Consider the following 11874-nt stretch of genomic DNA (forward strand, 5'->3'; position numbering starts at 1 on the left):
AAAATGGCAATCGTTAAGTGCAAGCCTACTTCTCCGGGCCGCCGCCACGTCGTCAAGATCGTCAATCAAGAGCTGTACAAGGGCAAGCCCTTCGCCGCTCTGCTGGACAGCAAAAGCAAGTCCGGTGGTCGTAACAACAACGGCCGTATCACTACCCGTCATATCGGTGGTGGTCACAAGCAGCACTACCGTATCGTCGACTTCAAGCGCGACAAAGACGGTATCCCGGCTAAAGTAGAGCGCCTGGAATACGATCCGAACCGTACCGCTAACATCGCTCTGGTGTTGTATGCAGACGGTGAGCGTCGTTACATCCTGGCTCCGAAAGGCCTGAAAGCTGGTGACGCGATCGCTTCTGGTGCTGATGCAGCCATCAAGGTAGGTAACGCCCTGCCGATGCGCAACATCCCGGTTGGTTCTACCGTTCACGCTGTAGAGATGAAGCCTGGTAAAGGTGCCCAGCTGGCTCGTTCCGCTGGTACTTTCATCCAGATCCTGGCTCGTGAAGGTAACTATGTAACTCTGCGTCTGCGTTCCGGCGAAGTACGTAAAGTTCTGGCCGAGTGCCGCGCTACCATCGGTGAAGTCGGTAACTCCGAGCACATGTTGCGTCAACTGGGTAAAGCCGGTGCAAACCGCTGGCGTGGTATTCGTCCGACCGTTCGCGGTATGGCGATGAACCCGGTTGACCACCCGCACGGTGGTGGTGAGGGTCGTAACAAGGGCATGCAGCCTGTGTCCCCATGGGGCCAGAAGGCTAAAGGCTTCAAGACCCGTAAGAACAAGCGTACCGACAAGTACATCGTACGTCGTCGTAACAAGTAATTGTTAACATAGAGGAATCACCATGCCACGTTCTCTCAAGAAGGGTCCATTTATTGACCTGCACTTGCTGAAGAAGGTAGAGAAAGCGGTGGAAAGCGGGGATAAAAAGCCGGTTAAAACCTGGTCCCGTCGTTCAATGATCATCCCGAACATGATCGGTTTGACCATCGCTGTCCATAATGGTCGTCAGCACGTTCCGGTTTTCGTTACCGAAGAAATGATCGGTCACAAACTGGGTGAATTCGCACCGACTCGTACTTATCGCGGCCATGCTGCTGATAAGAAGGCTAAGAAGCGCTAAGGGATAAATGATGGAAGCTATCGCTAAACACCGTTATGCCCGTACTTCTGCCCAGAAAGCTCGTCTGGTAGCCGATCAAGTACGTGGTCTGTCCGTAGACAAGGCTCTGAATATCCTGACCTTCAGCCCGAAAAAGGCTGCAGTGCTGGTTAAGAAAGTGCTGGAATCTGCCATTGCAAACGCTGAGCACAACGAAGGCGCCGATATCGACGCGCTGCGTGTTGCTACTATCATGGTCGACGAAGGTCCCTCCATGAAGCGCATCCGTCCGCGTGCCAAAGGTCGTGCGGATCGTATCCTCAAGCGTACCGCTCACATCACTGTAGTGGTATCCGACGCTAAGGCTGGGAGATAAGCAATGGGTCAGAAAGTACATCCTAATGGCATTCGCCTGGGTATTACCAAGCCTTGGAATTCTACCTGGTTCGCGAACACCAAAGACTTCGCTGACAACCTGTACAGCGATTTTCAAGTACGCCAGTTCCTGACCAAGGAACTGAAAAACGCGTCCTTGTCCAAGATCACCATTGAGCGTCCGGCCAAGAGCATCCGTGTGACCATTCACACCGCTCGTCCGGGTGTTGTCATCGGTAAGAAAGGCGAAGACGTTGAGAAGCTGCGCAAAGCTGTAGCCACTATTGCTGGCGTGCCTGCTCAGATCAACATTTCCGAAGTCCGCAAGCCGGAGCTGGATGGCAAACTCGTTGCCGACAGCATCACTTCCCAGCTGGAGCGTCGTGTAATGTTCCGTCGTGCTATGAAGCGCGCCGTACAGAACGCAATGCGCCTGGGTGCCAAGGGCATCAAAGTGGAAGTTTCCGGTCGTCTGGGCGGCGCTGAAATCGCGCGTACCGAATGGTACCGTGAAGGTCGTGTGCCGTTGCACACCCTGCGTGCCGACATCGACTACGCAACTTCTGAAGCCCACACCACTTACGGTGTGATCGGCGTTAAAGTTTGGATCTTCAAGGGCGAAGTTCTGGGCGGTCTGGCTGCTGTTAACGCTGCCGCTGCTCAAGAGCAAGCTCCTGCAAAGCCCAAGCGTGACAACAAGCGCCGCGCTGCTAAGTAAGGAGATTCGGTAAATGTTGCAACCTAAGCGTACTAAATTCCGCAAGACCCACAAGGGTCGTAACCGCGGTCTGGCCACCTCTGGTAACGAAGTATCCTTCGGTACCTTTGGCCTGAAGGCGACATCCCGTGGTCAACTGACTGCTCGTCAAATCGAAGCAGCCCGTCGTGCCATGACCCGTCACGTTAAGCGTCAAGGTAAGATCTGGATCCGTGTGTTCCCGGACAAGCCCATCACCGAAAAGCCCCTCGAAGTTCGTATGGGTAAAGGTAAGGGTAACGTGGAATACTGGGTTTGCCCGATCCAGCCTGGCAAGGTTCTGTACGAGATGGACGGTGTACCTGAGGCTCTGGCGCGTGAAGCGTTTGCCCTGGCCGCAGCTAAGCTGTCTGTTCAGACCACTTTCGTAATTAAGACGGTGATGTGATGAAAGCCCAAGATCTGCGTCAAAAGAGCGTCGAAGAACTGAACCAGGAGCTGCTGGGCCTGCTGCGTGAGCAATTCAACATGCGCATGCAAGCGTCCACCGGCCAGCTGGCTCAGACTCACACTCTGAAACAAGTGCGTCGTGACGTCGCACGTATCAAGACTGTACTGACTGAGAAGGCAGGTGCGTAATGACTGACAAGATCCGTACTCTGCAAGGTCGTGTAATCAGCGACAAGATGGACAAGTCCATCACTGTTGCTATCGAGCGCAAGGTAAAGCACCCGATCTACGGTAAGATCATCAAGCGCACTACCAAGCTGCACGTACATGACGAAAACAACGAGTGCAAAGCTGGCGACCTCGTGGAAATCCGCGAATGCCGTCCGCTGTCCAAGACCAAGTCCTGGACCCTGGTTGCCGTTGTAGAAAAGGCCTAATCGGTACTTTGTAGTCCAAGCGGCCCCTTTCAGGGGCCGTTTGTTTTTTAGGCTACCTTTTCTGAAAATCCTGTGTTATAGTTTCGCGCCTTTTGAAGGCAGCCAGATCCCATTAGGGATAAGAAGTAAACAAAGCGGAGCACTAAGATGATCCAGATGCAAAGTATGCTGGGTGTTGCCGACAACTCCGGCGCTCGCAGTGTAATGTGTATTAAGGTTCTGGGTGGCTCGCACCGCCGTTACGCCGGCATCGGCGACATCATCAAGGTTTCCATCAAGGAAGCCATTCCTCGCGGTAAAGTGAAGAAAGGTGATGTGTATAACGCGGTGGTCGTACGCACCCGTAAAGGCGTTCGTCGTCCGGACGGCTCTGTCATCCGTTTCGACAACAATGCGGCTGTGTTGCTTAACAACAACCAACAGCCAATCGGTACTCGTATTTTTGGCCCGGTGACCCGTGAACTGCGTAATGAGAAGTTCATGAAGATTGTGTCCCTGGCACCCGAAGTACTGTAAGGAGTCGAACGATGGCAGCTAAAATCCGTCGCGAAGACGAAGTGATTGTTCTTACCGGCAAAGACAAGGGCAAGCGTGGCAAAGTCACTCAAGTCCTGATTGCAAAAGGTAAGGTAATCGTGGAAGGCATCAACCAGGTGAAGAAACACCAGAAGCCGGTACCCGCACTGGGTCAGGCTGGCGGTATCGTCACCAAAGAAGCCCCCATCGATGTATCAAACGTAGCGCTGTTCAACTCTGCCACTGGCAAAGCTGACCGCGTTGGTTTCCGGATTGAAGACGGCAAAAAAGTCCGTTTCTTCAAATCCACCGGCGAACTTGTGAAGTAATTGGAGTTTAACGATGGCGAAACTGCATGATTACTACAAATCCGATGTAGTAAATGAACTGTCCAAGCAGTTCGGTTACAAGACTATCATGCAAGTCCCTCGGATCGAGAAAATCACCCTGAACATGGGTGTTGGTGAAGCGATCTCTGACAAGAAATTGCTGGAAAATGCTGCTGCCGATATGGCTGCCATTTCCGGTCAGAAGCCGCTGATCACCAAAGCTCGCAAATCTGTTGCGGGCTTCAAGATTCGTGAAGGCTACCCGATAGGTTGTAAAGTAACCCTGCGTGGCGAGCGTATGTGGGAGTTCCTGGAACGGCTGATCTGCATCTCCGTACCGCGTATCCGTGACTTCCGTGGCCTGAACGCTAAAGCGTTCGATGGTCGTGGTAACTACTCCATGGGCGTGCGTGAGCAGATCATCTTCCCGGAAATCGACTATGACAAAGTCGATCGCGTCCGTGGTCTGGATATCACCATCACCACTTCCGCGAATACCGATGAAGAAGGCCGTGCTCTGCTGGCTGCCTTTAACTTCCCATTCCGCAAGTAAGGTTAGGGTTATGGCTAAAACATCCATGAAAGCGCGCGAAGCAAAGCGTGCCAAGCTGGTAGCCAAGTACGCGACCAAGCGTGCCGAGCTGAAAGCTATCATCGTTGACATGAACGCTTCTGAAGAAGCGCGTTGGGATGCTGTACTGCAACTGCAACAGCTGCCCCGTGATTCCAGTCCGTCCCGCCAGCGTAACCGTTGCAATATTACTGGTCGTCCGCACGGTTTCCTGCGCAAGTTTGGCCTGTCTCGCATCAAGGTGCGTGAGCATGCCATGAAGGGCGAAATTCCGGGCCTGAAGAAGGCTTCTTGGTAACGAATCTCGGGAGTTAGACTTATGAGCATGCAAGATCCGATCGCGGATATGCTGACCCGCATCCGTAACGGTCAGGCGGCGAGCAAAGTTGCGGTTTCCATGCCTTCTTCCAAGCTGAAAGTGGCTATCGCCAAAGTGCTGAAAGAAGAAGGTTACATCGCTGGCTACTCCGTAGCTGGTGACGTGAAGCCGGAACTGGAAATTGAACTGAAATATTTCCAGGGCAAGCCAGTTGTAGAACTGATCCAACGCGTAAGCCGTCCAGGCCTGCGTATTTACAAGCGCACTACTGATCTGCCGAAAGTTATGGGCGGTCTCGGTGTTGCTATCGTGTCCACGTCTAAAGGTGTGATGACTGACCGTGCTGCTCGCAAAGCAAGCATGGGCGGTGAGATCATCTGCTACGTCGCTTAATAGGAGGTAGGAAATGTCTCGTGTTGCTAAGGCACCCGTCACTATTCCTGCTGGCGTAGAGGTGACTCTGAACGGCCAGGAACTGACCATCAAAGGTGGTAAAGGTTCTCTGGTTCGCTCTATTCACGCCGGTGTAGAAGTGACCAAAGAAGACAATGTACTGAAGTTCGCCCCGCGCGGCAGCATCGCTGGTGCTGACGCTCAGGCCGGTACTGCCCGTGCATTGGTCAACAACATGGTAATCGGTGTTACCCAAGGCTTCGAGCGCAAGCTGCAGCTGGTTGGTGTAGGTTATAAAGCCTCCATCAAGGGCAATGCTGTTGCGCTGGCTCTGGGCTTCTCTCACCCGGTAGAGCATGCGCTGCCGGCTGGTGTGACCGCTGAGTGCCCGACTGCTACAGAAATCGTTCTGCGTGGCGTCGACAAGCAGCTGGTTGGCCAAGTCGCCGCCGATATCCGTGCTTACCGCGCTCCGGAGCCCTACAAGGGCAAGGGTGTACGCTATGCCAACGAGCAAGTGCGTACTAAAGAAGCTAAGAAGAAGTAAGGTAACACTATGGACAAGAAAGCAGCTCGTCTCCGTCGTGCTACTCGTGCTCGGAAAAAGATGCAGGAACTGGGAGCTACCCGTCTGGTTGTTCACCGTACCCCGCGTCATATCTATGCGCAGGTTATTGCAGCCAACGGTTCCGAAGTTCTGGCCTCTGCTTCCACAGTAGAGAAAGCCATCAGTGAAGCTCTGAAATACACCGGTAACGCAGATGCTGCTACCGCTGTAGGTAAAGCTATCGCTGAGCGTGCTATTGCCAAAGGCGTTCAGAACGTATCTTTCGATCGTTCCGGTTTCAAGTATCACGGTCGCATCGCTGCCCTGGCAGCTGCCGCACGTGACGCTGGTCTTCAGTTCTAAGCTAGGAGTCGAAGATGGCTAAAGTCGAATCTCAAGCCGGCGAACTGCAAGAAAAGCTCATTGCAGTAAACCGTGTTTCGAAAACTGTTAAAGGTGGTCGTATCATGTCCTTCACCGCGTTGACCGTGGTGGGTGATGGTAACGGCCGTGTAGGTTACGGTTACGGTAAAGCCCGTGAAGTTCCGGCTGCTATTCAAAAAGCAATGGAACAGGCTAAGCGTAACCTGAACAAGGTTGAGTTGAACAACGGCACTCTGCACCACCCGGTGCGTGGTGTTCACTCTGGCTCCACCGTGTTCATGAAGCCGGCCTCTCAAGGTACTGGTATCATTGCAGGCGGCGCCATGCGTGCTGTTCTGGAAGTTGCCGGTATCCACAACGTGCTGGCCAAGACCTACGGTTCCACCAACCCAATCAACGTTGTTCGCGCTACTGTAGACGCTCTGGTTCACGGTCAATCACCGGAACAGATCGCTGCCAAGCGTGGTCTGCGCGTTGAAGAAATTCTGGGGTAATGCGACATGGCTAACACTGTAAAAGTAACTCAAACTCGCAGCTCTATCGGCCGTCTGCCAAAGCACAAGGCGACTCTGCGTGGTCTGGGTCTGCGTCGCATTGGTCACACCGTTGAGCTGGAAGATACTCCTTGCGTACGCGGCATGATCAACCAGGTTTATTACATGGTTAAGGTGGAGGGCTAAGCATGCGTCTGAACACTCTGTCTCCGGCCGCTGGTTCCAAGCCTGAAAAACAACGTCGTGGTCGTGGTATCGGCTCCGGCCTGGGCAAGACTGGTGGTCGTGGTGTTAAAGGCCAAACCTCTCGTTCCGGTGGCGGCAAAGTTCGCAACGGTTTCGAAGGTGGCCAGATGCCTTTGAAAATCCGTCTGCCGAAGTTCGGTTTCTTCTCTCGCAAATCTTTGGTTTCTGCCGAAGTGCGTCTGAACGAAATCGCCCTGGTAGAAGGTGATGTGGTCGACCTGAGCACTCTGAAGCAAGCCGGTGTTGTTACTAAGAACATCGTGTTCGCTAAAGTTGTTCTGTCAGGCAACATTGACCGTGCTGTGACCGTTCGTGGTCTGTCCGTCACCAAAGGTGCACGCGCAGCCATCGAGGCCGCTGGCGGTAAAATCGAGGAATAATCAGTACAATGGCTAAGAAACCAGGATTGGATGTTAAAGCACAGGGTGGTCTGAGTGAACTGAAGAGCCGTCTGCTCTTCGTTCTCGGGGCGATTATCGTTTTCCGTGCAGGCTCTTATGTGCCGATTCCTGGTATTGACGCCGCCGTACTGGCCGAGTTGTTCCAGCAACAGAAGGGCACCATCATTGAGATGTTCAACATGTTCAGTGGTGGTGCACTCTCGCGTGCTTCTATTCTTGCGTTGGGGATCATGCCGTACATTTCGGCATCGATCATTATCCAGCTGCTGACAGTGGTTCACCCCGCTCTTGCTGAACTCAAGAAAGAAGGTGAATCCGGCCGTCGCAAGATTAGCCAATATACCCGTTGGGGCACGCTGGTTTTGGGAACTTTCCAGGCCATTGGTATTGCAACCGGTCTGCCGAATATGATGCATGGACTCGTGACTAATCCGGGTTTGGGCTTCTATTTCACAGCGGTTGTGAGTCTGGTCACCGGTACCATGTTTTTGATGTGGTTGGGTGAGCAGATTACCGAGCGTGGGATTGGTAATGGTATCTCGTTGATTATTTTCACAGGTATCGTTGCTGGTCTGCCGCATGCCATTGGCGCTACGGCCGAACAGGCACGTCAAGGGGAATTGCACATCCTGCTGTTGTTGTTGCTGGGCTTGATTGTTTTCGCAGTGACTTACTTTGTGGTGTTCGTGGAGCGTGGTCAGCGTCGTATCGTCGTTAACTATGCCAAGCGTCAACAAGGCCGCCAGGTATTTGCCGCGCAAAGCACACATCTGCCGTTGAAAGTTAATATGGCTGGTGTGATTCCTGCGATTTTCGCATCCAGTATCATCCTCTTCCCAGGGACCATTACCTCTTGGTTTGGTCAGGGTGAGGGTAAAGTAGCTGATATCCTGCAACAGGTCTCTATGGTCCTGCAGCCGGGTCAACCGCTTTACGAGATGCTGTATGCAGCAGCCATTATCTTCTTCTGCTTCTTCTATACCGCGCTGGTGTTCAACCCCCGCGAGACAGCAGATAATCTGAAGAAGAGTGGAGCCTTTATCCCGGGGATTCGCCCGGGCGAGCAGACAGCACGTTACATCGATAAGGTTATGACTCGCCTGACATTGGCAGGTGCGCTCTATATAACCTTTATCTGTCTGGTACCCCAGTTCTTGATGACTGCCTGGAACGTACAGTTCTACTTCGGTGGCACTTCGCTGCTGATTATCGTGGTAGTTATCATGGACTTCATGGCTCAGGTACAAACCCATATGATGTCTCATCAATATGGCGACGTCCTGAGGAAGGCCAACCTGAAGGGCTACGGCCGCTAAAGGTCGGCGTAGTTACGGAGTTAAGCAATGAAAGTTCGTGCTTCCGTTAAGGCAATCTGCCGTAACTGCAAAATCATCAAGCGTCACGGTGTGGTGCGTGTGATTTGCAGCGAGCCAAAGCATAAACAGCGCCAAGGCTAATTTTTTACGGTTAGTACTTGCAACAAATAGTTGTGCTGGCTAATATAGCCAGCCAACTTTTGTTGTGTATTGGTTGACCGCCACGTATCCGCTCACGGGCTTTGTGGTGGTCGTAATCTACTATATGTAGGAGTGAATAGTGGCCCGTATCGCTGGCATTAACATTCCTGACCATAAGCATGCAGTCATCGCTTTGACTGCGATTTATGGCGTCGGTCGTACCCGCTCCAAGGCCATCTGTGCCGCAGCCGGTATCGCTGAGAATGTGAAAATTAAAGACCTGGACGAATCTCAGATCGAGAGTCTGCGTGAACAAGTAGGTAAATTCACCGTTGAAGGTGACCTGCGTCGTCAGATTTCCATGAACATCAAGCGATTGATGGATCTGGGTTGCTACCGTGGTTTGCGTCACCGTCGTAGCCTGCCTGTTCGTGGTCAACGTACCAAGACCAACGCTCGTACCCGCAAGGGTCCGCGCAAGGCTATCAAGAAGTAACGGGAAGGTAGAAAATGGCTAAAACTCCGACTCGTGCTCGCAAGCGCGTTAAAAAGCAAGTGAGCGACGGTATTGCGCACGTTCATGCATCTTTCAACAACACAATCGTGACCATTACTGACCGTCAGGGCAATGCTCTGTCTTGGGCTACTTCTGGTGGTTCCGGTTTCCGTGGTTCTCGTAAGTCCACCCCGTTCGCTGCTCAGGTAGCTGCCGAGCGCGCTGGTGAGATGGCCAAAGAATATGGCGTCAAGAACCTGGAAGTCATGGTCAAAGGTCCGGGTCCCGGTCGTGAGTCTTCCATCCGCGCCCTGAACGCGGCTGGTTTCCGCATCACTAACATTACTGATGTGACTCCGATCCCGCACAACGGTTGTCGTCCTCCCAAGAAGCGCCGCGTATAACGCTGTAGCTACTTGGTCTAGGATTGTTGGAGAAAGAAGATGGCAAGATATATCGGTCCTAAGCTTAAGCTTAGCCGTCGTGAGGGCACCGACCTCTTCCTGAAGTCAGGTGTTCGTGCGATTGATTCTAAGTGCAAGATTGACACCGCCCCTGGTCAGCACGGTGCGCGTAAAGCGCGTCTGTCCGACTACGGTGTTCAGCTGCGCGAGAAACAAAAAGTTCGTCGTATCTACGGCGTATTGGAAAAACAGTTCCGCAACTACTACCGCGACGCTGCCCGTCAAAAGGGTAACACCGGTGAAAACCTGTTGCAGCTGCTGGAAGGTCGTTTGGACAACGTTGTTTACCGTATGGGCTTCGGCGCTACCCGTGCTGAATCTCGTCAGCTGGTGAGCCACAAGGCCATCATGGTAAACGGTCGCGTTGTGAACATTCCTTCTTTCCAGGTTTCCCCTGAGGACGTGATCTGCGTTCGTGAGAAGGCTAAGAAGCAAGCGCGTATCAAAGCTTCCCTGGAAGTTGCTGGTCAGCGTGAGAAGCCGACTTGGGTAGAGGTTGACGCCGCTAAAATGGAAGGTGCTTTCAAGCGTCTGCCAGAGCGTTCCGACCTGTCTGCCGACATTAACGAACAGCTGATCGTCGAGCTTTACTCCAAGTAAAGCTAGCTTCTAAAGAGAGGACACAATGCTGGGTTCTGTAACAGATTTTCTTAAACCGCGGCTAGTTGACATCGAGCAAGTTAGCCCGACTCATGCGAAAGTGACTCTTGAGCCACTCGAGCGTGGCTTTGGTCACACGCTGGGCAACGCCCTGCGTCGTATTTTGCTGTCATCTATGCCCGGTTGTGCAGTTACTGAAGTCGAAATTGACGGGGTACTGCATGAGTACAGCAGCAAAGAAGGTGTACAGGAAGACATTCTTGAAATCCTGCTCAACCTGAAAGGTATCGCTGTGAAGCTGGAAGGCAAGGACGAGGTAACTCTGTCCCTGACCAAGTCTGGAACAGGCCCCGTTACCGCTGGTGATATCACTCACGGTGATGAAGTCGAGATCGTAAACCCGGAGCACGTAATCTGCCACCTGACAGGTGCCAATGCTGAAATCAGCATGCGCCTGAAAGTTCAGCGTGGTCGTGGTTATGTGCCTGCTTCTGCTCGTGTTCACAACGATGATGAAGAGCGTCCTATTGGTCGCCTGCTGTTGGACTCCGCGTTCAGCCCCATCGTTCGTATTGCCTACAATGTTGAGGCAGCACGTGTGGAACAGCGTACCGACTTGGACAAGCTGGTCATCGACATGGAGACCAATGGTACCCTGGATCCTGAAGAAGCCATCCGTCGTTCTGCCACTATCCTGGCAGAGCAACTGGAAGCCTTCGTGGATCTGCGCGATGTCAGCGTGCCCGAGAAGAAAGAAGAGAAACCCGAGTTTGATCCGATTCTGCTACGTCCTGTCGATGATTTGGAGCTGACAGTTCGTTCTGCGAACTGTCTGAAGGCAGAAGCTATCCACTATATTGGTGATCTGGTACAGCGTACCGAAGTTGAGTTGCTTAAGACTCCTAACCTCGGTAAGAAGTCCCTGACTGAGATCAAGGACGTGTTGGCCTCCCGTGGTCTGTCTCTTGGCATGCGCCTTGAGAACTGGCCGCCCGCCAGCATCGCTGACGAGTAATCCAGATTACGGGTTTCACAGATTTAGTTAGAAGGATAAGGTCATGCGCCATCGTTTGAGTGGTCGTCAACTGAACCGGAACAGCAGCCATCGTCAGGCAATGTTCCGCAACATGGCCAGCTCCCTGGTTCGTCATGAGATCATCAAGACGACTCTGCCTAAGGCAAAAGAGCTGCGTCGTGTAGTTGAACCGCTGATCACCCTTGCCAAGACTGATAGCGTTGCTAATCGTCGCCTGGCATTTGCCCGTACTCGCGATAACGCGATCGTGGCTAAGCTGTTCAATGAACTGGGCCCGCGCTACCTGGAGCGCGCCGGCGGTTATACTCGCATTCTGAAATGCGGTTTCCGTGCAGGCGACAACGCCCCTATGGCTTATATTGAGCTGGTAGACCGCCCGGCCGCTGCTGAAGCAGCTGCTGAGTGATAAAGAAAAAGCCGGGCTTGTCCCGGCTTTTCTTTTAATGAATTCTGATACTGCCTCAACTGCCTCAACTGCCTCAACTGCCTCAACTGCCTCAACTGCCTCAACTGCCTCAACTGCCTCAACTGCCTCAACTGCCTCAACTGCCTCAACT

General features: G+C 52.9%; 24 protein-coding genes. All 24 read left to right on the plus strand.

Annotation, left to right across the window (positions count from 1 at the left end; all coding sequences use genetic code 11):
- Positions 1 to 3 precede the first annotated feature (3 nt).
- The 24 genes from rplB to rplQ all read left to right on the plus strand — a co-directional run bounded on the left by rplB (position 4) and on the right by rplQ (position 11723).
- Positions 4 to 825: a 50S ribosomal protein L2 gene (rplB, locus tag AB5Y97_RS07760; protein WP_005340614.1), complete on the plus strand. Its 822-nt coding sequence runs from the start codon at positions 4 to 6 to the stop codon at positions 823 to 825.
- Between the two features lie 22 nt (positions 826 to 847).
- Positions 848 to 1126: a 30S ribosomal protein S19 gene (gene rpsS, locus AB5Y97_RS07765; RefSeq protein WP_005307960.1), complete on the plus strand. Its 279-nt coding sequence runs from the start codon at positions 848 to 850 to the stop codon at positions 1124 to 1126.
- A gap of 10 nt (positions 1127 to 1136) precedes the next feature.
- Positions 1137 to 1481, plus strand: coding sequence for a 50S ribosomal protein L22 (gene rplV / locus AB5Y97_RS07770; protein ID WP_005319741.1), 345 nt, complete (start codon positions 1137 to 1139; stop codon positions 1479 to 1481).
- A 3-nt stretch (positions 1482 to 1484) separates the two neighbouring features.
- Positions 1485 to 2198, plus strand: a complete 714-nt coding sequence (gene rpsC / locus AB5Y97_RS07775) for a 30S ribosomal protein S3 (RefSeq protein WP_005307962.1) — start codon at positions 1485 to 1487, stop codon at positions 2196 to 2198.
- A gap of 13 nt (positions 2199 to 2211) precedes the next feature.
- Positions 2212 to 2625 carry a 50S ribosomal protein L16 gene (gene rplP / locus AB5Y97_RS07780; RefSeq protein ID WP_005340612.1) on the plus strand — a complete coding sequence of 138 codons (414 nt, stop codon included), beginning with the start codon at positions 2212 to 2214 and terminating at the stop codon, positions 2623 to 2625.
- Complete coding sequence (rpmC, locus tag AB5Y97_RS07785) at positions 2625 to 2816, plus strand: 50S ribosomal protein L29 (protein WP_005307965.1); 192 nt, start codon at positions 2625 to 2627, stop codon at positions 2814 to 2816. The genes rplP and rpmC overlap by 1 nt, the downstream gene beginning before the upstream one ends.
- Positions 2816 to 3064, plus strand: a complete 249-nt coding sequence (gene rpsQ, locus AB5Y97_RS07790) for a 30S ribosomal protein S17 (protein WP_005307966.1) — start codon at positions 2816 to 2818, stop codon at positions 3062 to 3064. The genes rpmC and rpsQ overlap by 1 nt, the downstream gene beginning before the upstream one ends.
- A gap of 147 nt (positions 3065 to 3211) precedes the next feature.
- Complete coding sequence (gene rplN / locus AB5Y97_RS07795; protein ID WP_005307975.1) at positions 3212 to 3580, plus strand: 50S ribosomal protein L14; 369 nt, start codon at positions 3212 to 3214, stop codon at positions 3578 to 3580.
- 11 nt (positions 3581 to 3591) lie between these two features.
- On the plus strand, positions 3592 to 3909 hold the full coding sequence (rplX, locus tag AB5Y97_RS07800; protein ID WP_005307977.1) for a 50S ribosomal protein L24: 318 nt from the start codon (positions 3592 to 3594) through the stop codon (positions 3907 to 3909).
- 13 nt (positions 3910 to 3922) lie between these two features.
- Positions 3923 to 4462, plus strand: coding sequence for a 50S ribosomal protein L5 (rplE, locus tag AB5Y97_RS07805; RefSeq protein WP_005331162.1), 540 nt, complete (start codon positions 3923 to 3925; stop codon positions 4460 to 4462).
- 10 nt (positions 4463 to 4472) lie between these two features.
- Positions 4473 to 4778 carry a 30S ribosomal protein S14 gene (gene rpsN, locus AB5Y97_RS07810; protein WP_005340609.1) on the plus strand — a complete coding sequence of 102 codons (306 nt, stop codon included), beginning with the start codon at positions 4473 to 4475 and terminating at the stop codon, positions 4776 to 4778.
- A gap of 21 nt (positions 4779 to 4799) precedes the next feature.
- Positions 4800 to 5192: a 30S ribosomal protein S8 gene (rpsH, locus tag AB5Y97_RS07815; RefSeq protein ID WP_005307980.1), complete on the plus strand. Its 393-nt coding sequence runs from the start codon at positions 4800 to 4802 to the stop codon at positions 5190 to 5192.
- Between the two features lie 13 nt (positions 5193 to 5205).
- Positions 5206 to 5739, plus strand: a complete 534-nt coding sequence (gene rplF, locus AB5Y97_RS07820; RefSeq protein ID WP_005340607.1) for a 50S ribosomal protein L6 — start codon at positions 5206 to 5208, stop codon at positions 5737 to 5739.
- A 9-nt stretch (positions 5740 to 5748) separates the two neighbouring features.
- Positions 5749 to 6102 (plus strand): 50S ribosomal protein L18, encoded by a 354-nt coding sequence (gene rplR, locus AB5Y97_RS07825; RefSeq protein WP_005340606.1) that lies wholly within the window; start codon positions 5749 to 5751, stop codon positions 6100 to 6102.
- Positions 6103 to 6116: 14 nt separating this feature from the next.
- Positions 6117 to 6617 carry a 30S ribosomal protein S5 gene (rpsE, locus tag AB5Y97_RS07830; protein WP_005340605.1) on the plus strand — a complete coding sequence of 167 codons (501 nt, stop codon included), beginning with the start codon at positions 6117 to 6119 and terminating at the stop codon, positions 6615 to 6617.
- 6 nt (positions 6618 to 6623) lie between these two features.
- Entirely contained in the window at positions 6624 to 6803 is a 180-nt protein-coding gene (rpmD, locus tag AB5Y97_RS07835; RefSeq protein WP_005307985.1) for a 50S ribosomal protein L30, read from the plus strand.
- A 2-nt stretch (positions 6804 to 6805) separates the two neighbouring features.
- Positions 6806 to 7243 (plus strand): 50S ribosomal protein L15, encoded by a 438-nt coding sequence (gene rplO, locus AB5Y97_RS07840; RefSeq protein ID WP_005340604.1) that lies wholly within the window; start codon positions 6806 to 6808, stop codon positions 7241 to 7243.
- 8 nt (positions 7244 to 7251) lie between these two features.
- Positions 7252 to 8580 carry a preprotein translocase subunit SecY gene (gene secY, locus AB5Y97_RS07845; protein ID WP_005340602.1) on the plus strand — a complete coding sequence of 443 codons (1329 nt, stop codon included), beginning with the start codon at positions 7252 to 7254 and terminating at the stop codon, positions 8578 to 8580.
- Positions 8581 to 8607: 27 nt separating this feature from the next.
- A complete protein-coding gene (gene rpmJ, locus AB5Y97_RS07850; RefSeq protein WP_005319705.1) occupies positions 8608 to 8721 on the plus strand; it encodes a 50S ribosomal protein L36 in 114 nt (37 codons plus the stop codon).
- Between the two features lie 139 nt (positions 8722 to 8860).
- Positions 8861 to 9217 (plus strand): 30S ribosomal protein S13, encoded by a 357-nt coding sequence (gene rpsM, locus AB5Y97_RS07855; protein ID WP_100292739.1) that lies wholly within the window; start codon positions 8861 to 8863, stop codon positions 9215 to 9217.
- 14 nt (positions 9218 to 9231) lie between these two features.
- Entirely contained in the window at positions 9232 to 9621 is a 390-nt protein-coding gene (gene rpsK, locus AB5Y97_RS07860) for a 30S ribosomal protein S11 (RefSeq protein ID WP_005307993.1), read from the plus strand.
- A 39-nt stretch (positions 9622 to 9660) separates the two neighbouring features.
- Positions 9661 to 10281 (plus strand): 30S ribosomal protein S4, encoded by a 621-nt coding sequence (gene rpsD / locus AB5Y97_RS07865; protein WP_005340600.1) that lies wholly within the window; start codon positions 9661 to 9663, stop codon positions 10279 to 10281.
- A gap of 25 nt (positions 10282 to 10306) precedes the next feature.
- A complete protein-coding gene (rpoA, locus tag AB5Y97_RS07870) occupies positions 10307 to 11296 on the plus strand; it encodes a DNA-directed RNA polymerase subunit alpha (RefSeq protein ID WP_005307997.1) in 990 nt (329 codons plus the stop codon).
- Positions 11297 to 11339: 43 nt separating this feature from the next.
- Positions 11340 to 11723, plus strand: coding sequence for a 50S ribosomal protein L17 (gene rplQ, locus AB5Y97_RS07875; protein WP_005307999.1), 384 nt, complete (start codon positions 11340 to 11342; stop codon positions 11721 to 11723).
- Positions 11724 to 11874 lie beyond the last annotated feature (151 nt).

The organism is Aeromonas sp. R10-2, from assembly GCF_040908445.1.
GTDB lineage: Bacteria > Pseudomonadota > Gammaproteobacteria > Enterobacterales > Aeromonadaceae > Aeromonas > Aeromonas veronii.